At 68.8% G+C, this 23,750-nt stretch carries 22 protein-coding genes; 6 read left to right on the top strand and 16 right to left on the bottom strand.

Annotation, left to right across the window (positions count from 1 at the left end; translation table 11 throughout):
- Nucleotides 1–35: 35 nt before the first annotated feature.
- Both C5E05_RS07290 and C5E05_RS07295 read right to left on the bottom strand, forming a co-directional pair.
- Nucleotides 36–1,019, bottom strand: coding sequence for a tetratricopeptide repeat protein (locus C5E05_RS07290; RefSeq protein ID WP_104240697.1), 984 nt, complete (start codon nt 1,017–1,019; stop codon nt 36–38).
- Nucleotides 1,012–3,363 (bottom strand): hypothetical protein, encoded by a 2,352-nt coding sequence (locus C5E05_RS07295; protein ID WP_104341535.1) that lies wholly within the window; start codon nt 3,361–3,363, stop codon nt 1,012–1,014. Before C5E05_RS07295 ends, C5E05_RS07290 begins: the two co-directional genes overlap by 8 nt.
- Nucleotides 3,364–3,696: 333 nt before the next feature.
- Here C5E05_RS07295 and C5E05_RS07300 point away from each other — a divergent pair, with 333 nt between their 5' ends.
- The 3 genes from C5E05_RS07300 to C5E05_RS07310 all read left to right on the top strand — a co-directional run bounded on the left by C5E05_RS07300 (nt 3,697) and on the right by C5E05_RS07310 (nt 7,408).
- Entirely contained in the window at nt 3,697–5,193 is a 1,497-nt protein-coding gene (locus C5E05_RS07300) for a DivIVA domain-containing protein (RefSeq protein ID WP_181059445.1), read from the top strand.
- An 84-nt stretch (nt 5,194–5,277) separates the two neighbouring features.
- Nucleotides 5,278–6,324 carry an AI-2E family transporter gene (locus C5E05_RS07305; protein WP_104240694.1) on the top strand — a complete coding sequence of 349 codons (1,047 nt, stop codon included), beginning with the start codon at nt 5,278–5,280 and terminating at the stop codon, nt 6,322–6,324.
- A gap of 58 nt (nt 6,325–6,382) precedes the next feature.
- A complete protein-coding gene (locus C5E05_RS07310; RefSeq protein WP_258064790.1) occupies nt 6,383–7,408 on the top strand; it encodes a putative zinc-binding metallopeptidase in 1,026 nt (341 codons plus the stop codon).
- On the opposite strand, the gene C5E05_RS07315 is transcribed toward C5E05_RS07310, so the two are convergent.
- The 11 genes from C5E05_RS07315 to rpsB all read right to left on the bottom strand — a co-directional run bounded on the left by C5E05_RS07315 (nt 7,380) and on the right by rpsB (nt 16,026).
- Nucleotides 7,380–8,138, bottom strand: coding sequence for an alpha/beta hydrolase (locus C5E05_RS07315; RefSeq protein WP_104341537.1), 759 nt, complete (start codon nt 8,136–8,138; stop codon nt 7,380–7,382). The genes C5E05_RS07310 and C5E05_RS07315 overlap by 29 nt on opposite strands.
- Nucleotides 8,135–8,491 (bottom strand): hypothetical protein, encoded by a 357-nt coding sequence (locus C5E05_RS07320; RefSeq protein WP_104240783.1) that lies wholly within the window; start codon nt 8,489–8,491, stop codon nt 8,135–8,137. The genes C5E05_RS07315 and C5E05_RS07320 overlap by 4 nt, the downstream gene beginning before the upstream one ends.
- Before the next feature lie 110 nt (nt 8,492–8,601).
- Complete coding sequence (locus tag C5E05_RS20335; protein WP_219819499.1) at nt 8,602–9,345, bottom strand: transglycosylase SLT domain-containing protein; 744 nt, start codon at nt 9,343–9,345, stop codon at nt 8,602–8,604.
- A gap of 130 nt (nt 9,346–9,475) precedes the next feature.
- Nucleotides 9,476–10,120: a transglycosylase family protein gene (locus tag C5E05_RS20340; RefSeq protein ID WP_219819500.1), complete on the bottom strand. Its 645-nt coding sequence runs from the start codon at nt 10,118–10,120 to the stop codon at nt 9,476–9,478.
- Between the two features lie 79 nt (nt 10,121–10,199).
- Nucleotides 10,200–10,808 carry a hypothetical protein gene (locus C5E05_RS20640; protein WP_104240691.1) on the bottom strand — a complete coding sequence of 203 codons (609 nt, stop codon included), beginning with the start codon at nt 10,806–10,808 and terminating at the stop codon, nt 10,200–10,202.
- 94 nt (nt 10,809–10,902) lie between these two features.
- Nucleotides 10,903–11,463: a DivIVA domain-containing protein gene (locus C5E05_RS07340; RefSeq protein WP_374953083.1), complete on the bottom strand. Its 561-nt coding sequence runs from the start codon at nt 11,461–11,463 to the stop codon at nt 10,903–10,905.
- A gap of 56 nt (nt 11,464–11,519) precedes the next feature.
- Entirely contained in the window at nt 11,520–12,701 is a 1,182-nt protein-coding gene (locus C5E05_RS07345) for a phosphatidate cytidylyltransferase (RefSeq protein WP_258064791.1), read from the bottom strand.
- Nucleotides 12,702–12,707: 6 nt separating this feature from the next.
- Nucleotides 12,708–13,262 (bottom strand): ribosome recycling factor, encoded by a 555-nt coding sequence (frr, locus tag C5E05_RS07350; RefSeq protein ID WP_104240689.1) that lies wholly within the window; start codon nt 13,260–13,262, stop codon nt 12,708–12,710.
- Between the two features lie 124 nt (nt 13,263–13,386).
- A complete protein-coding gene (gene pyrH, locus C5E05_RS07355; protein WP_104240688.1) occupies nt 13,387–14,112 on the bottom strand; it encodes a UMP kinase in 726 nt (241 codons plus the stop codon).
- A 150-nt stretch (nt 14,113–14,262) separates the two neighbouring features.
- Entirely contained in the window at nt 14,263–15,093 is an 831-nt protein-coding gene (gene tsf / locus C5E05_RS07360; RefSeq protein WP_104240687.1) for a translation elongation factor Ts, read from the bottom strand.
- A 27-nt stretch (nt 15,094–15,120) separates the two neighbouring features.
- Entirely contained in the window at nt 15,121–16,026 is a 906-nt protein-coding gene (gene rpsB / locus C5E05_RS07365) for a 30S ribosomal protein S2 (protein WP_104298832.1), read from the bottom strand.
- A gap of 305 nt (nt 16,027–16,331) precedes the next feature.
- Here rpsB and C5E05_RS07370 point away from each other — a divergent pair, with 305 nt between their 5' ends.
- Nucleotides 16,332–16,874 (top strand): murein hydrolase activator EnvC, encoded by a 543-nt coding sequence (locus tag C5E05_RS07370; RefSeq protein ID WP_104341538.1) that lies wholly within the window; start codon nt 16,332–16,334, stop codon nt 16,872–16,874.
- A gap of 41 nt (nt 16,875–16,915) precedes the next feature.
- Nucleotides 16,916–18,529, top strand: coding sequence for a hypothetical protein (locus C5E05_RS20090; RefSeq protein ID WP_181059448.1), 1,614 nt, complete (start codon nt 16,916–16,918; stop codon nt 18,527–18,529).
- A 196-nt stretch (nt 18,530–18,725) separates the two neighbouring features.
- Here the strand turns inward: C5E05_RS20090 and C5E05_RS07385 are convergent, their stop codons facing one another.
- Nucleotides 18,726–19,631: a tyrosine recombinase XerC gene (locus tag C5E05_RS07385; protein ID WP_104341540.1), complete on the bottom strand. Its 906-nt coding sequence runs from the start codon at nt 19,629–19,631 to the stop codon at nt 18,726–18,728.
- A 55-nt stretch (nt 19,632–19,686) separates the two neighbouring features.
- Nucleotides 19,687–21,828, bottom strand: coding sequence for an MMPL family transporter (locus C5E05_RS07390; RefSeq protein ID WP_104341541.1), 2,142 nt, complete (start codon nt 21,826–21,828; stop codon nt 19,687–19,689).
- A 65-nt stretch (nt 21,829–21,893) separates the two neighbouring features.
- Here C5E05_RS07390 and C5E05_RS07395 point away from each other — a divergent pair, with 65 nt between their 5' ends.
- Nucleotides 21,894–22,364 carry a MarR family winged helix-turn-helix transcriptional regulator gene (locus C5E05_RS07395; RefSeq protein WP_104240681.1) on the top strand — a complete coding sequence of 157 codons (471 nt, stop codon included), beginning with the start codon at nt 21,894–21,896 and terminating at the stop codon, nt 22,362–22,364.
- Nucleotides 22,365–22,402: 38 nt separating this feature from the next.
- Here the strand turns inward: C5E05_RS07395 and dprA are convergent, their stop codons facing one another.
- A complete protein-coding gene (gene dprA, locus C5E05_RS07400; RefSeq protein WP_104341616.1) occupies nt 22,403–23,746 on the bottom strand; it encodes a DNA-processing protein DprA in 1,344 nt (447 codons plus the stop codon).
- Nucleotides 23,747–23,750 lie beyond the last annotated feature (4 nt).

Genomic DNA, 23,750 nt, shown 5'->3' on the forward strand with positions numbered 1-23,750 from the left:
TCGCATCCGGGCCTCGCTCTGTTCGCCAGCTCAGGTCAGAACAGCAGGTTCGTGAGCCGTGCCCGTGCAGCCCCCACGCGGGGGTCTGCCACGCCCACGACGAGGAACAGATCGAGGAGGCGTTCGCGCACCGTCGTCTTGCCCTCGGCGTCGAGCTTCGGGAACAGCGTCAGCAGGCGGTCGAACGCGTCATCGATATGCCCGCCCGACAGGTCGAGGTCCGCGACGTCGAGCTGCGCATCGAGGTCGTCCGCGTTGGCGGCGCCTCGCTGTCGGATCTCCTCGAGCGTCTTGCCCTGGAGCCGGACGAGGAGCTGCACCTGGGCGAGGCCGGCGCGAGCCTCGTCGTCGGCGGGGCGCTCAGCGAGGGCGCGCTCGTAGGCGTCGATGGCTGCGGGATAGTCTCCGCGCTCGAGCGCCTCGAAGGCTTCAGCGTGCAGCGGCGGGAGCGGCGGTGCGGCAGGCTCGGCCTGGGCCTCCGCCTCGGCCTCAGGTGCCGCATCCACCGCGACGTGGCCCGTGAGCCCCTGCTGGGCAGCGACCTGGAGGATCTCGCCGACGATCTGCGTGATCTGCTCCTGGGGCGGGTTGCCGGAGAAGAGCTGCAGCGGCCGACCGCCGATGATCGCGATGACCTGCGGCTGCTGCCCGAGCTGCGGATGCGCATCCAGGTCGACCCGCACGAGGACGATGCGTCCTTCAGCGCTGCGGACGATGTTCGCGAGCACGGGCGAGAGGGCCTGCGCGTCGCTCGACCAGGCGGCGTGCATCTCGACGATGACGGGCAGGAACTGCGAGAGCTGCATGAACTGCTCGAGCGTCTGCTCGTCGGCATCGACCACGACGTCCGGCAGCGTCGCAACCGGCTCTCCGGCTGCTGGCTGCGTGGGCTGTCCTGGAGCGCCGGCTGCCGGAGCGCCGGGCTCCTGACCTGCCGGCGTGTTCGCGCGCTGGACGAGCGAGGAGAGATCGACGGCTCCGTAGAGACTCGCTGGGTTGAGTGGAGGGGTTTCAGCCATAGGTAACCTCGTTGGCGTTGAGCTGGCGTGCGCCGGTCATGGTGTTGGCGTAGCCGAGCAGTTGGACTGCGCCGCCTGTCGCTTCAGACGGCACGTAGAACATGAGCTGGTTGGTGTAGAGCGTCTCGAACCCGAGTGACGAGGAGCTGGCACCGGCAAGAGCGGCGGTGCGGCCCTGAACGCTCAGCGTCGCGAGCTGCGTGCGTGCGCTCAGCTTCTCGACCTCCTCGATGGAGACCGCGATGATCGCGCCCCCGTCGAGCGTCTGCACGCCGAAGGGCGGATCGTCGCTCGCCCGCGTCTGGAATTCGATCCGCGCCGCGTTCGCGTCGATCTCGCCCGAGACCGTCGCCCTGGCATCGGCGATCTGGGTGCGCAGGGAATCTCCCTCGGGAGAGAAGAGCGCGGCGAACTGCGAGCCGTCGCCGTTGCTGATGACGTCGGCGTAGGCCGCGGCGAGTTCCTCAGGAGCGATGACAAGCGGCTGTGCGAGGCCGTCGATACCGGGGGCTCCGATCTCGACGGGGGCCGCCTCCGGCAGGGTCACGTCGGGGGTGAGCTGCACGATGGATGCCACCTTGTAGGCGTCGCGGGCCGTCGACTGCGTGAGCATCATGCCGAACGGTGCCGTTGGCGTCTCTCCGCCGGCTTCCCGGACCACGAAGATCGACTTCGGCCAGGCCTCGGAGGCCTGCGGCACGGCGTAGACGATCTCGCCGGTCGGGAAGGCCACGGGGCCGGGCAGCGCGTTGTCGGCGGCTTTCGCCTTGTACTCGGCTGCGCGCTCCTGGTAGGCGGCCTGGGTGAATCGCGGCGCCAGCCCATCCGGCTTGTTGGCGGCATCCGCTTCCTGGGCGAGCTTGGCTGCGTCGTCGAGGATCTCCGTGAGCTGCTGCGCGTTCACGGCGGGCAGTGCCTCGCCCTCGGTGAGGAGCGCCTGGTCAATCGAGGAGGTCGGCGTCGGCGTCGTCGGCGCACTCGTCGACCCGCCGAACTGCTCTGGCCAGAAGTCGGCGGAGCATCCGGAGAGCGCAATCGATCCGACGAGCAGCACTGGGATGAGCCTGAAGAGTCGCTTCGGGGCCTGGCTCCGGTCGCGACCGCGGGGTCGACGCCACTGCTGAGGCTCAGCAGCGGGCGCGTCGCCGGATGGTGCGGTCGCGTCAGGGCCGGGCACTCCGCCAGCGGGAGGCTCCCCGCCACCGGTGGAGTCGTCGTCGTCCGACTTGCCTGAGTCCGCCTTGTCCGTGTCGTCGTCCGCTGGAAGCGCTGCCGACTCGGACGGGGAGTCGCCGGCATCCGGAGACGATGCCTCCTCCTGGCCGCTCCAGCTGAACGGGTCGTCGACCGCCGGAGCAACGGGTGCGCCAGGTGCCGGGCTGACTGCTGCTGCCTCGGCGCTCGGGGCCCGGAAGGAAGGGAAGGCGGCAGCCTGGGGCTGCCGGTCCGCCGCGTCGACGGTGGCCGGTGGCGCCCAGCTGGGCTCCTCGACCGGCCTGAAGCTGTCGTGGTCTGCCTCGACGGATCGAGCGTCGCCTTCGGAGAGCCGGACCGATTCGGCCACGACGCTCTGCGACTGCTCGATCGGATCGACCTCGGACGAATCGAGCCCGTCGTCCGCGACCTGCGTTGAGCCTTCGAAGGAGAACGCCGGCGTCGCCGCGGTTCCGCCGTCAGCGGCGGGCACGACGACCGGGATCTCGGTGGCGAGCTCCTCGCGAGCCTGTCGCTGCGGCTTCGAGCGGCGGCGCATGCTCAGCAGCGCCCAGAGCAGCAGGCCGAGGGAGATCAGCAGCAGGACTCCGCCGCCGAGCAGGAGCGGACCGGCCATGGGCGCGCGTCCGTCGAGCGGCCAGGAGATGGAGATCTCGTTGGGCGCGGAGGCCTCCCCGTCCGACTGGACGAGCAGGGCGAAGCCGACGGGAAGCGTCTGCTGCATCTCGAGCTGCCCCTCCCCCTCGTACTCCTGGAACCAGAGGTCGCTGCCGAGGATGTTGGGGGCCGTCGTCTCATCCGCCGAAGCCTCGCCCGGCGTGAAGACGAGAGCTCCGCTCGTGTCGTCGAGGGTGACGATCTCGTGCTGCGTCGTTCCGACCCAGCCTGCGATGTCCGCCTGGCGCCCGATCGCGACGCGAATGGGGCCATCGCCGCGGATCGTGATGGATTGCGTGCCAGCGTGCTCGATGAGCGTGTCGCTGGGGATGACCAGCAACGGCGACTCCTGGGTCAGCGTGCCCGTCGCGACGACCGTGTCGGCCGCCCGCGCTTCCGTGACCTGCAGCCAGCCGACGACAAGCAGCGCGACACTTCCGAGGAATGCGATCGCGGCTAGGATGAATCTCACTGAGTGACTCCTTCTCGAGTGATTGCGCCGTGCATCGTTTGTGCGCTCGACGTGCTCCTCTCGCGAGGGTGCCGTCGTCTTCCATGAGGTTCATGGAGACTCTCGACCCCTCAATCTAACGCACCGTGCCCGCACTTCCCCTGGAATACGCCGGTTTCGCCCCCGAATTCGGTGAATGCGCCCGCGGTCACGTTTCGAGAAGCTGCGATTTCCGGAGAGATGTCTCCGCCATTCCGAGCCTCATCAGGGCGCTGTTCGGAGCCGCCGTCTAGACTTCAGGACGTGCGCAGGCGGTCGGCGCGCACCTGCACCCTGACTCACGCGGAGGCGTCCTTGGCATTCGACGACATCAACTTCAACACGGCGATGCGCGGTTACAACCGCGAAGAAGTCGACGAGGTCATCAGGTCACTGCGCACGCAGCTCGCCCAGGCCGGCAACCAGGACTCCGGTGCGAGCCGCGAGATCGCGGCGATGAGGACCCGCATCAAGCAGCTCGAGTCCGAGCTCAACGAGGTCGGCAATCCCACCTACTCCGGCCTCGGCACGAAGCTCGCGGGCACGCTCGCGACGGCCGAGCAGCAGGCGCAGAAGCTCACTGCCGAGGCGCAGCGCGAGGCCGACAAGATCCTCAGCGAAGCGCACCGGAACGCGGCCCGCATCCACCAGGAAGCCAACGACTACGCGGAGCGGGTGACACGTGAGGCGGATGTTCGCGCCTCGCGCGTGCTGAGCGATTCCCGCTCGGAGGCCGACAGCCTCCTGGAGAACGCGAAGCAGGAAGCCGATCTCACGCGCACCAACCAGGAGCGCGAGATCGAGACGGTCAAGGACCAGGTCACGACCGAGCTGCGCGAGCTGCGCCACTCGACCGATCTCGAGATCAGCGCGCTGCGCGCGTCGGTCGACGAGGAGCTGGCCACGAAGCGTCAGGCCGTGGAGAACGAGATCGCCGAGTCCGCCGCTCGCCTCGCCGAGCGGCAGCGGGAGATGGAGAAGGCCCGCGCCGACTTCGAACGCGAAGCCGCGGCTCGCCGCACGCAGATGGAGCACGAGCAGGAGGCGGAGCGCCAGGCAGCGAAGGGCGAGCTCGACGCGCTCCGCGAGGGTTCCGTCCGGGAGATGAACGCGAAGCGCACGGAGCTCGATGTCGAGCTCTCGAAGCGCCGCAACGCGTTCGAGCAGCAGCTCGTGGCCGCTGGCCGCAAGGCGGAGGCAGCAGCGAAGAAGCTCATCGACGACGCGACCGAGCAGCTCGCCGACCTCAACCAGCGCAGCGAGCAGGTTCGGCGCGAAGCGGGAAAGATCATGGCGGATGCGCGTCGCCGCGCGCAGGAGACGCAGGACCAGGCAGAGCGCAAGGCGGCCGACCTGCTCGAGACAAGCAACAAGCAGGCGCGCGAGCGCAACACGGAGGTCGAGCAGCACACGCAGAGCCTGCTCGACAACGCCGAGCAGCGCCTCTCGGAGCTCCGCGAGGAGCGCGACCAGGTGCAGAGCTACCTCGACCAGCTCAAGCGAGCCTTCTCGCGTACCGACTTCAGCCTTCCCGAGGCCGACGAGCAGATCACGAAGCGGCCCGCCGCTGACGACACCGAGGCGGCGGCTTCGGGCACCGACGCAGCCGAGGCGCACGCCTTCGCGCTCTCGAGCGGTGGCTCCCAGCAGGAGCAGGAGACTGCAGCCGACGACGTGAGTGCGACGTCCGAGACATCAAGCGAGCCCGCTGACGAGAGCACCTCGAAGGACGAGCCGGTCCCTGCTCAGGCCGCGGGCCAGGGCGGCGGACAGAACCCGAGCCAGAAGCGCGGAGGTCCGCGCCAGCGGTAGGCCCAGCGTGCGATCTCGACCCCTCCCGCGCGTCTAGACTCGGATCCCGGCCATCGGCCGGGATCCGATCAGGGGGAACACCGCATGCGCATCGAGAATCCGTTCAGGCTGGGCTTCGTCGCGACGGTCGGCGTGCTCGTAGCTCTTGTCCTCGGTGGCATGATCGCCTCGCTGAGCACGATCCTCACCTACATCGGTGCGGCACTGTTCCTGGCGCTCGGCTTCGAGCCGATCATCGCGTTCCTGGAGCGCCACCGCTGGCCCAGGTGGGCGGCGATCATCTCCTCGCTGGGAGGAGCCGCGCTCGCCCTCGGTCTTGTCGTGTGGGCGCTCATCCCGAGCATCTCGAGCCAGGTCGAGCAGCTCTCGGCGCGCTACACGTCGATCGTGAACGACCTCGCGGGCTCGAACGTCATCGAGTGGGTCGACGAGCGCTTCCCGGATCTCCAGGCCCAGGAGTTCGTGACCGACGCGCTCGAGTGGCTGCGCAACAACCTCGCCGCCATCGGCGGTGGCGTGCTCGAAGTCGGCTTCGGCATCGTGAACGCCTTCTTCGGGGTGCTCATCGTCTTCATCCTCATGCTCTACTTCGTCTCGAGCATGAACAGCATCAAGCGCGGCTTCTACCAGCTCCTGCCGGCCTCCCGCCGGGCCCGCACGGCCGAGCTGACCGAGCAGATCACGGCGTCCGTCGGGAAGTTCGTCCTCGGGCAGCTGGCGCTCGGCCTCGCAAACGGGATCCTGTCCTTCACGTTCCTCTCCATCATCGGCGCGTCGATGCCCGCCGTGTTCGCGATCATCGCCTTCCTCGGCTCGCTCATCCCCCTCGTGGGAACGCTGTCGGCGTCGGTCATCATCGTCGTGCTGCAGCTGGCGCTCATGCCCGTCGACAGCAGCGTGTGGTGGATGGCCGCCATCTACTACGTCGTCTACATGCAGGTCGAGGCCTACGTCATCAGCCCTCGCATCATGAGCTCGGCCGTGCAGGTACCCGGCGCCATCGTCGTCATCGCCGCGCTCACGGGAGGCACGCTCCTCGGGCTCCTCGGCGCTCTCGTCGCGATCCCGATCGCGGCGGCCATCCTCCTCATCGTCAAGGAAGTCTGGATACCGGCGCAGAACGAGCGCTAGCCTCACGGCGGCGCAGGCCGAGCGTTGCACGAACCGTTCTCCACCTATGATTCGAGGCGTGCAGAGCATCCAGTGCCCCCGTTGCGCGTCGCTCGTCATGCTCGAGTCGCTGTCGTGCGACGCCTGCGCGACGCCGATCGCCTTCCACGACGAGACGCAGGTCTTCGTCGACGTCAGCGGCGGAGCCGTCCTCCTCGAGGGCAGGCTGTGGCGGGAATGCGGGAACCGGAGCTGGCGGTGCAACTGGCTCGTGGAGGACGGCATCGCGACCTCGTCATGTCTCTCCTGCAGGCTCGTTCGCAAGCGCCCTGAGTCCGACGACACCCTCGCGCTCGAGAAGCTCGCAGAGGCGAACGCGGACAGGCGGCGCCTGCTCGCGCAGTGCCTGCACCTGCGCCTCCCCATCGAGAGCTACGCGGAACGTGACGGGGGTCTCGGGTTCGACCTGCTCTCGAGCCGGAGCTCAGGCCAGCGAGTGTCGATCGGCCACGCGAACGGCATCATCACGATCGACCTGGCCGAGACCCTGGATGCGCACCGCGAAGCGCTCAGAGTGCGTCTGGGCGAGCCGTACCGTACCCTCCTCGGTCATTTCAGGCACGAGATCGGCCACTACTACCAGGCGATCCTGCTCGACGACGAGACGCTCCTCGACGAGTGCCGAGAGCTGTTCGGGGACGAGCGCGCGAGCTACCGGGAGGCGCTCGAACGCCACTACCGCCTGGGCGCCCCCGAGGGCTGGTCGGCGTCGTACATCTCCGAGTACGCGACGATGCACCCCTGGGAGGACTTCGCCGAGACCTTCGCGCACTACCTGCACATCCTCGGATCGCTCTGGACGGCCGCCGCCTCGAACGTGGTGCTGCAGCCGGAGACGACCCCGCTCCTCGACTACACGGAGGAGCCCATCGAGCGGGTGCTCGCCGACTGGCACGAGGTCTCGCTGCTCCTGAACCGCTTGAGCAGAGCGATGGGCCAGAACGACCTCTATCCGTTCGTGCTGAACGCTCCAACCGAGGTGAAGCTCGGCTTCATGCACCGGATCGTGACGCGGATCACTCGCCGCTCGGCCACGACGAGCTGAGCGGAAGCGCCGCCGGGTTCGTGCGCTGCACGATCTCCGTCAGCACTCGCTTCGTCTGCTTCTCCCCCACCCACAGGTGCCGACCGTCGTCGACGGGCACGAGCTCGAGGTTCGGGAGGTGCGCGATACGCTGCGCCGCCTCGTCGGGCTTGAGGAAGTCGTCGTGCTCTGGCACGACCATGACGACCGGGATGCGCGCGTCCGCCCAGCGGTCGAGCTCGGCTTGGCTCGTGCGCCGCAGGGGCGGGGACAGCAGGATGAGGCCCTTGACGTCCGCGTGCTCGTGGCCGTGCTTGAGCGCGAGCTCGGTGCCGAACGACCAGCCGACCAGCCACGGGTTCGGCAGCCTGCGTTCGCGGACGAACGCCATGGCGGCTTCGACATCGGCGCGCTCGGTCTCTCCGTCACCGAACTCGCCGTCGCTCGTGCCTCGCGGAGAGCTCGTGCCTCGCGTGTTGAAGCGAAGCACAGCCAGGTCCGCCTGCGCGGGCAGACGCAATGATGCCTTGCGCAGCACGTGCGAGTCCATGAACCCGCCCGCGGTGGGCAGGGGGTGCAGGGTGACCAGTGTCGCGACCGGCTCACGGCGGAGGGGCAGCGCCAGCTCCCCGACGAGGGTCAGGCCATCGCTCGTGTGCAGCTCGATCTCCTCGCGGCGAGCTGGCAGCTCCGTTCCGCTCCGGATCTCGATGGACTCGCCAGCTTCTCCGGCCGTCGATGCGTCGGTCATGCCATCCTCCAACAGTGGTTGTGCCAGTGGCGGCGGGCCGCCAAGGCGTGCTCGTCTCCGAGGATGCCCTCGGCCCGCCAGACGACGACGTGCGCGACTCCCGCCTCGACGGCGTTGGGGCAGCCAGGACACACGTAGTCCTTGACCGCCCGGACCGCCGAGATCGGCTGCACGGTGTAGGAGACGCCGCGGCGCACCTCCGTGCGGCGCCAGCCCTCGCGGAGACGCTCGAGCTCGTCGGCCTGGTCGCCAGCGCGGTCGGCGGCAGCCTGCTGCCGCTTCGCCGCGCGACCGCCCTTCGTCCTCGGGGACGGATCACCGCTTGGACGGCGGGATCGGTTCGAGCGGGGCATGACAACCATTCTAGGAAGCTCGTGGGAACCGAGCTGACAGACGACGCCGCGTGACCCTGAGGTCACGCGGCGTCGTGAGGCTGAGCCCAGCGGGCTCGAGGAGAAGTGGATCAGTACCAGTTGTTGGCTTCCGAGTGCGCCCACGCGCCGCACGGAGTGCCGTAGCGGCCCTTGATGTAGTCGATGCCCCAGCGGATCTGCGTCTCGGGGTTCGTGCGCCAGTCAGAGCCGTGCGTGGCCATCTTGCTGCCGGGAAGCGACTGTGGGATGCCGTAGGCGCCTGACGAGGGGTTCTCGGCCGCCGCGTTCCAGCCTGACTCGCGCTGCCAGAGCTTCTCGAGGCAGGCGAACTCGCCGGTACCCCAGCCCATGGACGCGACGACGTCGGCGGCAACCGCCTTCGACGTGCCCGGGTCGGGCGCGACGTAGTCGGGGCTGCTGTTCGACGACGACGAGGAGGAGGAACTCGACTCCTTCTCGGTCGGTGTCGGAGTGGGGGTCGGCGTCGGGGTCGGCGTCGTCACGACGATGCCGGCCAGATCGTTGTCTCGCGGAGTCGCAGTCGGGGCGGCAGTGCCCTCATCTTCGACCGTTGCCTCGCCACTCGCCTCGACGGCGGAGACCAGGCTGACCTCGTATCCCTGGGCCCCCGCGGCAGTCAGGTCCGCGACGCTCGGCGCGATCGCAAGAGCTGGGGAGGCGCCGCCGGCGACACCCGCCTGCAGGACGGCCGTGAGCGCAAGGGCACCGACAGCGGTGCTCGCGGCGATGGGGACGATGATCTTCGCCCGTGAGCGTCGTGCGGCCGTCGGACGCGCTGCTCGCGTCGAGCCTGTGCGCTGCAACGTGGTCATTGATCTCCCGGGGTTGGAACTAGGGACTCCCCGAGGATAACGGAATGGTCACGGAATGGCAACGAAAACGGCATCAGTCGCCAGCCGACTGCCGCAGCTCTTGGCCCAGGAATTCTGGCCGGTTTCCCGGTCAGTAGCAGCTCCACTGCCCCCAGCCGGCCTTCGCCTGCAGCATCTTGGCGCGCATTGTCTGCTCTTCCAGCGATGCGTCGGAGGGCAGGCCCGTCCCGCCGACGGACTGCCACGTGGGAAGCGAGAACTGGTACATGCCGTAGTAGCCGTTCCCAGTATTGATCGAAGGGTTGCCACCGGACTCGCACTGCGCGATGCGGGCCAGCGTGGCGTCGATGCTCGGGTCCGAGGAGACGTCGGCCTCCTTGTACGAGGACCCCCCGGATGAGGAGTTCTTGCTCGACTGCGAGGGTGCCGGCTCGGGCTCCGGCTCGGGCGTCGGGGTCGGCGTCGGCGTGACCACGACGATGCTGGCGATGTCACTCGTGCGGCTCGTGTCCGCCGGTGCCGCATCCACTGCGGAGACGAGGCTCACGGCGTAGCCCTGCGCACCCGCGGCGGTCAACTCATCCACGGACGCGACGGAGACGACTTCGCTCTCGCCCTGCCCCTGGACCCCCAGCTGGACGGTCGCAGTGACCGCGAGAGCAGCGATCGCCACTCCGGCCAGGGTCGGAACGATCACGCGGGCTCCCGCACGTCGGCGGAGGCCTGCGGGCCGTGAGGCCCGCGTCGAGCCGGTGCGGATGGCGGTGGTGGTCATGCGGGTACTCCCAGGTGGTTCGCGGTGGCGAGGTCTTCAGCCGAAGGTGACGCTGCGGTCGTGGGCAGCGGGTCCGAGGTCAATAGGAGCCGTTGTGCTGGTTCCAGGCGGCGCACGGGGTGCCCCACGCTCGGTCGATGTAGTCGATCCCCCACTTGATCTGCGTCAGCGGGTTCGTCTTCCAGTCGGCGCCCATCGTGGCGAGCTTCTCAGCGGGCCACGACTGCGGGATGCCGTACGCACCGGAATCGGCGTTCTCGGCCAGGTAGTTCCAGCCGGATTCCTTCATCCACAGCTTGTCGAGGCAGGACATCTGGTCGGCACCCCAGCCGTACTGGGTCTTGACCATCTCCTCGGTGATCTTCTTGAGCGAGGCAGGGTCGGTCGGCACCACGTCGATGCTGACGCTCGAGCCCCGGTCGTCGATGGTGGTCCCCTGCGAGCTCTCCCCCGAGACGGCGAGGACCGCGTAGGCCTGCGCCTGCTCCTGCGACAGCTCCTGGATGCTCGGGCTCAGCGACGCGTCGGCCGAGGCTGTGGCCCCGGCACCCGTGAGGGTGGTCACTGCGATGGCCCCGGCTGCGACGACGCCGAGCGCCGATGAGCCGAAGATCGCGGCGCGGCGCTTGGCGCGAGTCTTGCGACGCTGGCGTGCACGCTCTCCGCGAGTTGCAGTGGTTTCCGGCATGGAGCTCCAACCGATGGGCCGAGGGGACCACGCAATCGTAACGGGGAGGTCACGATTTGACAACGCTCAGGCTCAGCTGAGGTGGCAGGTGTACCTAACGAATGGCGAGCATGACGTCGATCACGGCGTCGATGAGCAGGTCGACCTGCGTCTCCTTGTAGCCGTGGCGCTTCGGCGTGAACGCGACCCCGCGGACCTCGCGGAGCGACATGGCGGTTCCACCGCGCAGGAAGTCAGCGAGCCTGCTGGAGAACTCGTCGACCTCCTTGACGTCGTATCCACGCTGCAGGACGGAGACGCGATCGAAGCGCTCGCCGTCTTCGCGACGGAGCCGAGCGAGGACCGCCCGAGCCGTCGTCTTCGTCTCGCGCAGGAAGACATCACGGCCGACCCGGTCGATGTGCTCGTCGCGTTCGCGGATGGCGACGGCGTCCTCGAGGCGCTCGAGCGCCGCATCGACGTGCGGGGCGGAGTACCCGCCCTTGCGCATCGTGAACGCCGTGTGGCGGATGCTGCTCGTCGAGAGGCGCTTGCCCTGCGTGCCGTTGTCGAAGTTGTCGTAACGCTGCCGGGCGACGCGGAATGCACGGTCGACCTCTTCGGCGTCGTAGCCGAGGGTGCCACGAGATGCCAGAGGGAATGAAGTGCTGCTCACGCGGTCCATTCTGCCGCATCACGAGCGAACATGTCGCACGGCTCCCCGGTGGGGCATCACCAGAGCGTCGAGTCTGCGCTCCAGAAGTACAGCGCGAAGGCCATCGCTCCCGACGGCAGGATCGAGTCGATGCGGTCGAAGAACCCACCGTGCCCGGGCAGCCAGGAGCTCATGTCCTTGATCTTGAGGTCGCGCTTGATCATCGACTCGGTCAGGTCGCCGGCCGTGGCGGTGATGAGCAGCAGGGGCCCCATGATCAGGCCGAACCACCAGTCCTGATCGAGGAGGAAGATGCTGACGAGGATGCCCACGACGATCGACGTGAGGCCGGCTCCCGCGAACCCCTCCCAGGTCTTGCCCGGGCTGATCTTCGGCGCGAGCTTGTGCTTGCCGAAGTTGAGGCCGAAGACGTAGGCGCCCACGTCCACGGCCACGACGATGATGAGGAAGCCGAGCACCCACCACTGGCCGTCCTCCTGCGAGGTGAGGAGCACCGTGAACGAGCCGAGGTACGAGACGTAGATGAGGATGAGCGCGGCGGCCAGGAAGTCGGCCCAGACCGCTTTCCGCGGTGGCCGATCGGTGGACACCGAGGCTTCCACTAGCCGCCACACCGTGACGACGAAGACGCCGATCAGCAGCGCGAGCCACTGCCCGACGACGTCGAAGTAGTAGGCGACAGGTTGGATGGCGACGGCTGCGACGACTAGCGGGATGCGTGGCACGTCGCGCCCGGCACCGCGCATTGCGCTCGCGAGCTCGATCGTCGCGAAGATGACCATCGCGACCGCGAACGGGATGAAGAGCTGCTTGATGAAGATGAGGCTCGAGATGAGAAGCGCCCCGAGCACGACGCCGAAGAAGATCGCGAAGGACAGGTTGCGCCCACTGCGGGCGTTGATCGCGTCGTTGCGTGCCCGCAGCTTGTCGCGCTGCTCCCGCACCTGGGTCCGCGCCTGCTGCGCGCGCGATTCCAAGTCGTGAAGAATGTTCGTGCCGGTGTCACCAAGCCGCGATGGGCGGAGCGGGGTCAGGGGCGGCGCAGGAGCGCCGTCGCCCATGACCGGGAGATCGTCAGCAGCCGCGGGGGCTCCGGCCGCTGGTGCGCCGCCGCCCTCGCTGGCGGCGGGACCGAAGGCGCTCGGCGTCTCGCGCGCCTCGGACTCCGCCTCTGTCTCCCGGACCTCGCGGTCCAGGCGCTCGCCGGGGTCTGCCCCGTCACTCCCAGTCGTGGACACGAGCGACTAGACCTCGAGGAGCTCGGCTTCCTTGTGCTTGGAAGCCTCGTCGATGCGGTCGATGTGCGCCTTCGTGAAGGTCTCGAGTTCCTTCTCGCCGCGAGCGATGTCGTCCTCGCCCACTTCGTCCTTCAGCGCTTCGAGGTCGGTCTTCGCCTTGCGACGGATGTTGCGGACGGCGACGCGCGCCTCCTCCGCCTTCGTCTGCACGAGCTTGACGTACTCCTTGCGGCGGTCGGCCGTGAGCTCCGGCATGACCACGCGAATGAGGTTGCCGTCGTTGCTCGGCGTGACCCCGAGGTTCGGCCGCGACACGATGGCCTTCTCGATCTCCTTGAGCGCCGACTTGTCGTAGGGCGTGATCACGAGAACACGAGCTTCGGGGACGGCGATCGACGCGAGCTGCTCGAGCGGCGTCGCGGTGCCGTAGTAGTCGACGGGGATCTTCGTGAAGAGCTGGGGGTTCGCCCGCCCCGTTCGCACCGTCGAGAAGTCTTCCTTCGCGTGGTCGACGGCCTTCGCCATCTTGTCTTTGGTCTCGGTGAGCACGTCGTTGATCACGGGGTGTCCTTTCCAGGGCGTTCTGCATCATCCTACCGAGATGGTCGGATGCGCACGCCACGCTCGAGGGCGCGGCGCACTGACGAAAATTGTCGCGGGGTGGCGCTTGCGGTGGGGCTCTCGACTAGTCGAGGCTCGACGTGACGAGCGTCCCGATGTCCTCGCCGAGGATGGCGCGGGCGATGTTGCCCTCTGGACTCATGCCGAACACGCGCATGTCCATGCCGTTGTCCATGCAGAGGCTGAAGGCGGTCGAGTCGACGACCTTGAGGCCACGCTGGAGCGCGTCCTGGTAGGTGACCGAATGCAGCAGCTCGGCGCTGGGGTCTTGGCGCGGGTCGGCGGTGTAGACACCGTCGACACCGTTCTTCGCGACGAGCACCACGTCTGCTCCGACTTCGAGCGCACGCTGTGCGGCGACCGTGTCGGTCGAGAAGTACGGCAGGCCGGCGCCTGCGCCGAAGATGACGACGCGGCCCTTCTCCATGTGGCGCTTGGAGCGGAGCGGAATGTACGGCTCGGCGACCTGGCGCATCTCGATGGCGGACTGCACACGGGCGGGGGTGCCCGCCTGCTCGATGAAGTCCTGCAGCGCGAGGGCGTTCATGACGGTGCCGAGCATGCCCATGTAGTCGGCTCGCGCGCGGTCCATGCCGGCGTTCGCGAGCTGAGCGCCGCGGAAGAAGTTCCCTCCGCCGACGACGATGGCGACTTCCACGTCGCGTGCAGCAGCGGCGATCTCCTTGGAGATGCTCGTGAGCACCTCGGGATCGACACCCATCTTGCCTGCACCGAACGCTTCGCCAGAGAGTTTGAGGAGAACGCGTCTGCGCGGGGCCTGTGGTGACATTTGTGCTCCTTGTGGGATCGCTGATCGTCCACGAGCCTACCTTGTGCGGAGCGCGCACGAGTCTCAGCGGACCTCCTCGAGCGGGCTCCGGGGACACGAAACGGGGCCGGATGCTTGCGCATCCGGCCCCGAATTCGTGTGCGTCTGGCGTTAGGCGCCGACGCGGATGCGACCGAAGTCGACGACGTTGACGCCTGCGGCGTCAGCGATCTTCTTCACGGTCTGCTTGTTGTCGCGAGCGTAGTCCTGCTCGAGGAGCACGATCTGCTTGAAGAAGCCGGTCAGGCGTCCCTCGATGATCTTCGGAAGGGCTGCCTCTGGCTTGCCCTCGCTCCGAGAGATCTCCTCGACGATGACCCGCTCCTTGTCGATTGCCTCGGCAGGAACGTCCTCACGGGTGAGGTACTGCGGGTCGAACATCGCGATGTGCTGAGCGATGCCGCGAGCCGTAGCCGCGTCGTCGCCCTCGTACGCCACGACGACGCCGACCTGCGGTGGCAGGTCCTGCGAGGTGCGGTGCAGGTAGATCTCGAAGTTGGCGCCCTTGAGGAGGCTCACCTTGCGGAGTTCCATCTTCTCGCCCAGGATCGCGGCGACGCCATCGATGGTCTCCTTGACGGTCGTGCCGTCGACGGGGGCGGCAAGCGCCTCGTCGACGTTCGACGCGCCAGCGGCGGCCACAGCATCGAGCACCTTCTCGGAGAGTGCGATGAACTTGTCGCCCTTGGCAACGAAGTCGGTCTCGGTTGCGAGCTCGATGAGCGTCGCGGTGCCGTTTCCGTTGTCCTTCGCGGCGACGAGGCCTTCGCTGGTGGAACGGTCAGCGCGCTTCGCGTTGCCCTTCGCACCCTTGAGGCGGAGGATCTCGACGGCCTTTTCCTTGTCGCCGTCGGCCTCTTCGAGCGCCTTCTTCGTGTCGACCATGCCAGTACCGAGCTGCTCACGCAGCTCCTTGACATCAGCGAGGGTGAAGTTAGCCATGTGTGGGGTTCTCCCTAGTGCTTGAAGTTACTTGGACTCTTCGACGGCTTCGACAGCCTCGGCTGCTTCAGCAGGCTCGGCGGCCTCGGCAGGCTCAGCTGCCTCGACAGCCTCGGCCTCGGCAGGAGCCTCGGTCTCAGCAGGAGCCTCGACGACGGCCTCAGCGGCAGGAGCGTCGCCCTGCAGCAGGTCGTTCTCCCACTCAGCCAGCGGCTCGACCTCGGCCTGGCCTTCGGTCGGCTTCTGGTGGCGCTGGATCAGGCCCTCAGCTGCTGCGTCGGCGATGATGCGCGTCAGCAGCGCAACGGAGCGGATGGCGTCGTCGTTGCCCGGGATCGGGTAGTTGACGTCGTCCGGGTCGCAGTTCGTGTCGAGGATCGCGATGACCGGGATGCCGAGCTTCTTGGCCTCGTCGATCGCGAGGTGCTCCTTCTTGGTGTCGACAACCCAGAGCGCCGAAGGCGTCTTCGAGAGGTTGCGGATACCACCGAGCGACTTCTCGAGCTTGTCACGCTCGCGACGCTGGATGAGGAGTTCCTTCTTCGTGAAGCCGCGCGTCGTGTCGTCGAAGTCGACGAGGTCGAGCTCCTTGAGACGGTTGAGGCGCTTCTGGACGGTGCCGAAGTTCGTGAGGAGGCCACCGAGCCAGCGCTGGTTCACGTAGGGCTGGCCCACGCGGGTCGCCTGCTCGGAGATGGACTCCTGAGCCTGCTTCTTGGTGCCGACGAAGAGGATGGTGCCGCCGTGTGCGACGGTCTCCTTGACGAAGTCGAAAGCAGCATCGATGTAGCCCAGCGACTGCTGGAGGTCGATGATGTAGATGCCGGACCGCTCGGTGAAGATGAATCGCTTCATCTTCGGGTTCCAGCGACGGGTCTGGTGCCCGAAGTGCACGCCGCTGTCGAGCAGCTGGCGGATGGTGACGACTGCCATGGTCGTTCTCCCTATTCGAATGCGCATTCCTGCGCGCGGTTGTTCTCTGCGACCGGCGGCCGCACAGCCTGGTGCCCAGCGCGCATCCGCTCTCGCACCGAAGTGCTGGAGACCGATGGATGCACGCCTCGATGGGCACGCGAAGTCAGCCCGCATGGCGGGCTGCTGGCGTCAGTCTACACAGGAGCGGTGGCGCAGGGAACCGGTGCACGGACTCAGTTGCAGCCGAGCCTGTGGACAGGCGTCCTCCACACCTCGTGGTCGTCTGCCGCAGGGGCCCGCTCACCGGGCACCACGATGACACCATGCACCGCACCCCGGAGTCCCCAGCGTCCCTCGTCCGCCCCCGGCGCGGTCTCGCGACGCTCATTCCCCTCCTGCTCGTGGCCAGCGCGACTCTGGGTGGCGCTCCGCACGCGGCCGGGGCTTCGAGCACGTGGAGCTGGCCCGTGGAAGCGCCTCCGAACGTCGCTCGTGGATTCGACCTCGCCGCCCGGTACGGGGCCGGCCACCGCGGCGTCGACATCTCCGCGGCACCGGGCGACGACGTCCGCTCCCCCGCCCCGGGAACCGTCACGTTCGCGGGCTTCGTCGTCGACCGACCGGTGCTCTCGATCCAGCATGCCGACGGCCTGCTCGCCAGCTACGAGCCGGTCGTCACACAGCTGAGACCGGGAGACGTCGTCTCCACCGGTCAGCGCATCGGAGAGCTGAGCATCGGGCATCGCCACACGCCCGAAGGGAACCTGCACCTCGGGGTTCGACGCGACGGCGCCTACCTCGACCCCGCCCCGCTGTTCGAGGTGCTGCGACCTCCTGCGGCCGTCTTGCTTCCTCTCTACCGATGAGCAGCCGACGCTCGCCACGACCCACACCAGAAAGGCACCACATGTCTCCTCTCCACCAGCAGCGACCGCCCTCGCCCGCCGGGACTGCCCATCGCACCGCGCACTCGCCATCGCGCTGGACCACTCGACTTCCTCGCGCCGCAGCTGGCCTCGTCATGCTCGCCATGACCGCGTCGTTCCTGCTGTTCTCCGGAGCGCAGACCGCGAGCGCAGCCGGCTACGGCCCCGGCTTCGACGACGCCCAGAACGGCGGACAGGGACGGATCGGGGCCTACAGCTTCGAGGGACGCAACGTCTACTGCCTGCAGCCCTGGCTGCCCCGCCCGCTCGATGAGACGACGAAAGGAAGCGTCGTCGATGGCGAGCAGTTCCAGATGAGCGACGACGACACAGCCCGCGTGAACTGGGCCATCTCGACCCACGGGCAGTCCGCGGACCCGACGGTGACCAGCGCCGTCGCCATGTTCGTCTGGTCGCTCGCGGCCCCCGAAAGCTACTCGGGCCATGCGGTGAGCGGAGACGAGCACTACCTCGGACGTGTGCCCGAGGAGAAGCGGGCAGACGTCGGCAGCACCCTCGCGGCCATTCGCGCGGATGCGGCGAAGGTCGGCGCCAGCGCGCCGGTCGACCTCAAGGGCAGCCTTGCGTTCACGACCGACGGGGCAGATGCGAGAACGGGCACCGTCACCCTGGCAACGGAGGTACCCGGAGCCACGGGAACAGTGGTGCTGAGCGGCGCCACCTTCGTCGCCACCGGCGCCGAGACCTCGACGATTCGAGGCGGAGAATCGGCTCCGATCGTGGTCAGCCCCGCGGCCCTCGACCGCGGGCCCGTCACGGTGAGCGGCACCGCGAGCGTCACCTCTCCGTCTGTGCCCTGGGCCGCGAAGATCCTCGTCCTGCACACGCCAGGCGCTCAGCTGCTCGGCGGAAGCGGCGGCACCCTGCCCGGAGAGTTCACGGCCGTCGGCCAGGACCGAGCGCCTCGGGTGCCCGTCGCGACGCCGACCCCAACACCCACACCGGCCCCGACGGCGACGCCGACAGCCACGCCGACCTCAACACCCAAGCCCACGCCGACGGCAACGGCAACGGCAACGGCAACGGCAACGGCAACGCACACCCCAACGACTCCGCCCACACCAATGGCAACCCGCACACCAACGGCCACGCCGACAGCCACGGCCACACCCGTACCGAGCGTGACCCCGAGCGCTCCTCCGATCCCTGCGAGCTCTGCCCCGACGAGCCCGCCCGTCAGCGCCGCGCCGCCCTCGGCTCCCGCGATGACGACGCCTCCGGGGAACACGAACCCACCTGAGAACTCGAACCCTCCGGAGAGCTCGAACCCTCCGGAGATCTCCAGGCCAAGCACGACGCCCACGGCAACGCAGAGTGCCACCGCGTCGCCGCCGGCGTCCACGACGCCGGCACCCAGCGCGAAGGCGGGCACTCCAGCGCCGAGCACGGCGCCCGCGTCACCGCCGGCCGCCAGCTCGGCAGCCGCAGAATCATCGCCGTCGAGCTCGCCAGACGCCCTTGCCCAGACCGGGGCCGCAGGTATCGGCTGGCCCCTGCTCCTGGGCGCCGGAGCGCTTGTCATCGGCATCGGCGCGCTCGCCTGGGGACTGCTGAGTCGCCGACGCCAGGCCTGACCCGCCTCCACGCAGCGGAGCCAGACCCGCGAGGACGCACGCACGCCTCGGCGGCCAGACCCGGCCGTCGAGGCGTGCCGGCCTGCCGGCCTGCCGGCCTGCCGGCCTGCCGGCCTGCTGGCATGCCGGCCTGCATCGACCAGAGTCCAGCGTCCAGAGTCCGGCCGTCCGGGGTCCAGCCAGATCGACCCCGGCTTCAGGCTCGGGGATGCGCCTGCAGGTACGACGCCTTCAGGCGCTCCGCGGAGACGTGGGTGTAGATCTGCGTCGTACCCAGGTCGGAGTGGCCCAGGATCTCCTGGACGGCGCGAAGGTCCGCTCCCCCATCCAGCAGGTGCGTCGCCGCAGTATGGCGGAACGTGTGCGGCCCCGAAGGGCCACCGCCGGGCGCAGCTCCAAGCACCTCACGGGAGAGCGCGTACACGGTGCGGGCATCCAACCGCCCGCCGCGAGCACCGAGGAACAGCGCCTGCCCAGAACGCGGCTGCTCGAGCACCGGCCTGCCGACCTCGAGCCACCGCTCGACCGCCTTCGCAGCGTGCGCCCCGAACGGCACCACTCGCTCCTTATCGCCCTTGCCGACGACCCTCACCACGCGCCGCCCCAGATCGACTGCCCCGACATCGAGCGAACAGCACTCCGAGACACGAATGCCCGACGCATACAGCAGCTCGATGATCGCGACATCGCGCTGCTCCACCGGATCGCCCGAGGACGCTCGCTCGGCGAGCGCGTCCAGGATCCCCCGCATTCCGTCAGCCGACACCACCCGCGGCAACGTCGACCCCGCCTTCGGGCTCTTCAGGCGCCGCGCCGAATCCGGGCCGCGGCCGGTCTCCTCGAGCCACGACGTGAACCCGCGAAACGAAGCCGCCATGCGGGCGATGCTCGACGAGGCCTTGCCCGCCTGCGTCTGCTGCCACAGCAGATCCCTGAAGACCTCCAAGCTGAGCGCACCCGGCCCATCGACCCCAGCGCGCTCGCAGGAGTCGAGCAGGATGCCGAGATCGGCCGCATAGGCCTGCGCAGTCCGCGGCGACAGCCCACGCTCGGAGCGCAGCGAGCGCAGGTAGGCGTCGACCGCGACCGAGAGCTCCTGCATGCCGACCATCGTAGGTCGCAACCCAGGCACCACGGCCGCGGCGTGACCAGGCAGCCTACGACTTGGCGTGGGCCGGCTTCGCGTGCGCAGGCTTCGCGTGGTGCGAGCCCCCGCCCACCTGGCCAGGATGAGCCGATTCGGCGTGCGCTGGCCTCGGGTCTTCCAGGATGCCCTTGCTCGGCCACCAGAAGCGGTCACCGGTGAGGAAGGCGAGCGCCGGCACGATCACCGTTCGCACCAGAAGGGTGTCGAGGAGCACGCCGACGCACACGATGATGCCGATCTGCGTGAGCGTGATGAGCGGCAGGACACCGAGCGCCGCGAACACGGCGGCGAGCAGTATCCCAGCGCTCGTGATCACGCCTCCCGTCGCCGAGAGCGAGCGGATCATCCCGTCCTTCGTTCCGTGCTTCACCGCCTCCTCGCGAGCCCTCGTGACGAGGAAGATGTTGTAGTCGACGCCGAGCGCGACGAGGAAGAGGAAGCTGAACAGCAGCACCGAGGTGTCCAGAGCTGGGAAGCCGAACACGTTCTCGAACAGCAGCCAGCTGGCACCCACCGACGCGAAGAACGAGCCGACGACGGTGAGGAGCAGCAGGATCGGGGCGACCAGCGACCGCAGGAGGAGCAGGAGCACGACGAACACGACCGCGAGGATGAGGGGGAACAGCAGCAGCTGGTCCCGGACCTGGGCGGCCTGCTCGTCGAGGGCCTGAGCGTCCAGGCCGCCGACGATCGCGTCGGCGCCGTCGACCTGGGACAGTTCCGCGCGGAGGCGCTCGACGGTGGCGAGTGCCTCCTCCGTCTCCGCAGGAGAGGAGAGCCCGACATCGATGCGCGTGATCTCGCCGCTGGAGTCGCCCACCGACGCTGAGGCGACACCCTCGATCTCGGCGGCACGATCGGCCACCGCCTGCGCCGCACCGGAATTCGCGACGACGACCGCCGGTGCGCCTGCCAGGTCGGGGAAATGCTCGTTGAGCAGCTCCTGCCCGACGACCGCCTCCGGCGTGGACGTGAACCGCTCCGTCTGAGCGAGCCCCACCTTGATGCTGGGCGCGACGGCGGCGAGCGCGATGAGCACGACGATGCCGGCGCCCGCGACGATGGCTGGACGCTTCGAGACGCCGGTTCCGAGCTTGAACCAGAAGCCCTTGCCGTGCTGATCGTCGCCGACGCGTGGCACGACCGGCCAGAAGATACCGCGAGGGAAGAGCACGAGGGTGGCCGGCAGGAGCACGAGCGCGAACACCATGGCGATGACGACGCCGATCGCGCAGGCGAGGCCGAGGACGACGTTTCCGCCGAGCGAGGCGAACAGCAGCGTCGCGAGGCTCAGGGCCACGGTCCCACCGCTCGCGATGATGGCGGGGCCCGCGCCGCGCAGGGCGGTTGCCATGGCCTCGCGCCTGTCGGCCGAGACACGGAGTTCGTCTCGATACCTGGCGATGAGGAGCAGCGCGTAGTTCGTGCCCGCGCCGAATACCAGGACGGAGAGGATGCCCTTGATCGACGCATCCATGGTCAAGCCGAACGCGCCGACGATCCGGGTGGCGACGATGCCGGCGACGCCGTCGGCGAGCCCGACGACGGAGAGCGGGATGAGCCAGAGGACGGGGCTGCGGTAGGTGACGATGAGGAGGAAGGCGACGACGAGGACGGTGACCGTGAGCAGCGTGAAGTTGGCGCCCTCGAAGACTGCGGCGATGTCGACCGCGAAGCCCTCGGGGCCCGTCATGACCGGGATGAGCCCGTCTGGCAGCCCGTCGGCCGCGGCGGCTCGCATGGCTTCGGCGCGCGCGGACTGCGCATCGACGTCGGTGGTCGCGTCGAGCGGCACCGTGAGGATCATGGCCTCGCCGTCTTCGGCTGGGAAGGCCGGCGGCAACGCGTCGACGCCCGCGGCGTCGGCGATGCCCGAGCTGGCCGCGGAGACGGCCGCCAGATCGTTGGGAGTGAGCGCTTCGCCGTCGCGGTGGAACACGAAGAGCGCGGCGCTGCTGTCCTCGGTCTCGAACGTGGCGAGCGCTTCCTCGACCTTGGCGGACTCGGCGGAGGCGGGGAGGTCTCCGGCCGGCGCGACGTCGCCGCCCTCACCCGAACCCCAGAAGAACGCGAGCCCGCTCAAGACGACGAAGACGGCGATGACGATCGCGCCGCTTGCCTTGCCGGTGATGAATCGGATGATGCCACGCATGGACGAACCACCTAAATGCACTAGTAATCAATTTGCTTAGCTAACCTAGCGCTAGGATGTGTTCCATGCAATCCGGGGATGAACGGGGTCGCGCGTTTCCGCGCGTGCATGAGTCGACCGCGCTGCTGCGCGAGATCCTCACGATCTCCGACGAGTACGAGGTCGTCGTGGCGAAGGAGCTCGAGGTCAATCACACCGACCTCGTGGCGATGCAGCACCTGATCTCCTCGGGTCACCTCACCCCGTCCGATATCGCGCGCCGCCTCGGCATAACGACGGCGGCGGTGACGGTCGTGGTGGATCGGCTCGTGAAGGCTGGGCACGTGCGTCGCGAGCCGAACCCGAGCGATCGCCGCGGTGTGCTCGTCTTCCCGGAAGAGGATTCGACGGCGAAGGCCCGCGGCCTGCTGGCGCCGATGATCATGGACATCGACTCGGTCGCCCAGGACTTCGACGAGGCTGAACGCGCGGTCATCGTGCGCTACCTGGAGGGGGTCGTCGCGAGCTACCGGGAGCACCTTCAGCCTCCGAGCTGACCCGGACGATGCGCACCACCCGCGCCTTCCCCCGTTCCTCAGCGTCTCGCCTGGGTGGTCTTGGTCCACCCTGCGGCGCCCTCTCGGGCAAGGCCGTTGAGTTCGAGCTCCGCCAGACCCGCCGCCGTCTCGGCGACCGTGAGCCCCGCCGCCGACGCGATCTCAGCGCTGCGCTGAGGCCGGCCGACTCGGAGGGCGTCCCTCGCTCGCACCGCGTTGGATGAAGGGCGATCACCGTCAGCTAGCTCGCGGCCGCCTTCGCCTGGCCATGCGGCTCCGTCCGGCAGTTCGAGCTCGCTTCCCCGGTGATCGCCGAGGAGCTCGACGATGTCGTCGACCGAGGTGATGAGCGACGCATCGGACTCTCGCAGCAGCCGGTGGCAGCCGACCGAGGCCGCACTCGTGACGGGGCCGGGCACGGCACCCAGTGGCCGACCGAGCGTCAGCGCGTGGGCAGCGGTGTTCGCGGCTCCGGACCTGCGCCCTGCCTCGACGACGACGGTCGCCGAGGCAAGGGCGCTGATGATGCGGTTGCGCTGCAGGAACCTCCATCGCGTGGGCGCTTGCCCGATCGGGAGCTCGCTGACGAGTGCGCCGTGCGCGATGATCCGTTCCAGGAGGGCGCGGTTGCCCTGCGGGTAGAGCCGATCAGGACCGCCGGCGAGCACCGCCACCGTTGGCGCCCCCTCGGCGAGGGCCACCCGGTGCGCGACGGCGTCGATGCCGTACGCGCCCCCGGAGACGAGTCCGAAGCCGCGGTTGGCGAGTCCGCTCGCGAGGCGCACCGTGACCTCCTCGCCGTAGCTGGTGGATGCCCGGGCCCCCACGAGCGCGACGGACCGCGTGAGCTGGCGGAGCGTGTCGAGGGAGCCGCGAACCCAGAGCGCGCACGGCGCATGTGGGCCGAGGTCGGCGAGCTGCGTCGGCCATTCGCGGTCTCCGGGGAGAACGGCGCGCACTCCGAGTCGCGCCGAGCTGCGCAGGATGGCCGCGGTGCGCTCGAGGTCGAGGCGGTGGTGCCACCGTTCGACTGCCGTCGCGAGCTCGTCGAACGGAATTCCAGCGCCCGAACCGCGCTCCCTGGCCCGCCGGAGCAGAGCCCCCGAAACGACCGCTTCCAGGGCCTCGACGGGGCCGAGTGCCCCGATCAGCAGCCCAGCTGTGGCGTCGCCCGGCTCGACCGTGCAGGACCAGGCCAGCTGCGCGATGCGCGCCTGCACAGCTGCATCGCCGAGATCATCGACCTGCCCTCCGCTCACCCCGGCCAGCGCGTCTCGCAATGCGACCGAATCGGGCCACGACTCGCGTGCCTGGCCGTCTGCTCGACGGACGTGATCGGTACCGCGATCGTGCGCGCCGCCCTGCGGTTCCTGTGCTGACATCTCC

Origin of the sequence: Pseudoclavibacter sp. AY1H1 (assembly GCF_002931055.1) — a bacterium.
Lineage (GTDB): Bacteria > Actinomycetota > Actinomycetes > Actinomycetales > Microbacteriaceae > Pseudoclavibacter.

Bases quoted from the DNA above. Each gene is read 5' to 3' on its own strand.
- C5E05_RS07290 (WP_104240697.1), bottom strand. From the start codon at position 1,019: ATGGCTGAAACCCCTCCACTCAACCCAGCGAGTCTCTACGGAGCCGTC.
- C5E05_RS07305 (WP_104240694.1), top strand. From the start codon at position 5,278: ATGCGCATCGAGAATCCGTTCAGGCTGGGCTTCGTCGCGACGGTCGGC.
- C5E05_RS07315 (WP_104341537.1), bottom strand. From the start codon at position 8,138: ATGACCGACGCATCGACGGCCGGAGAAGCTGGCGAGTCCATCGAGATC.
- C5E05_RS07320 (WP_104240783.1), bottom strand. From the start codon at position 8,491: ATGCCCCGCTCGAACCGATCCCGCCGTCCAAGCGGTGATCCGTCCCCG.
- C5E05_RS20335 (WP_219819499.1), bottom strand. From the start codon at position 9,345: ATGACCACGTTGCAGCGCACAGGCTCGACGCGAGCAGCGCGTCCGACG.
- C5E05_RS20340 (WP_219819500.1), bottom strand. From the start codon at position 10,120: ATGACCACCACCGCCATCCGCACCGGCTCGACGCGGGCCTCACGGCCC.
- C5E05_RS20640 (WP_104240691.1), bottom strand. From the start codon at position 10,808: ATGCCGGAAACCACTGCAACTCGCGGAGAGCGTGCACGCCAGCGTCGC.
- pyrH (WP_104240688.1), bottom strand. From the start codon at position 14,112: ATGTCACCACAGGCCCCGCGCAGACGCGTTCTCCTCAAACTCTCTGGC.
- tsf (WP_104240687.1), bottom strand. From the start codon at position 15,093: ATGGCTAACTTCACCCTCGCTGATGTCAAGGAGCTGCGTGAGCAGCTC.
- rpsB (WP_104298832.1), bottom strand. From the start codon at position 16,026: ATGGCAGTCGTCACCATCCGCCAGCTGCTCGACAGCGGCGTGCACTTC.
- C5E05_RS07370 (WP_104341538.1), top strand. From the start codon at position 16,332: ATGCACCGCACCCCGGAGTCCCCAGCGTCCCTCGTCCGCCCCCGGCGC.
- C5E05_RS20090 (WP_181059448.1), top strand. From the start codon at position 16,916: ATGTCTCCTCTCCACCAGCAGCGACCGCCCTCGCCCGCCGGGACTGCC.
- C5E05_RS07385 (WP_104341540.1), bottom strand. From the start codon at position 19,631: ATGCAGGAGCTCTCGGTCGCGGTCGACGCCTACCTGCGCTCGCTGCGC.
- C5E05_RS07390 (WP_104341541.1), bottom strand. From the start codon at position 21,828: ATGCGTGGCATCATCCGATTCATCACCGGCAAGGCAAGCGGCGCGATC.
- C5E05_RS07395 (WP_104240681.1), top strand. From the start codon at position 21,894: ATGCAATCCGGGGATGAACGGGGTCGCGCGTTTCCGCGCGTGCATGAG.
- dprA (WP_104341616.1), bottom strand. From the start codon at position 23,746: ATGTCAGCACAGGAACCGCAGGGCGGCGCGCACGATCGCGGTACCGAT.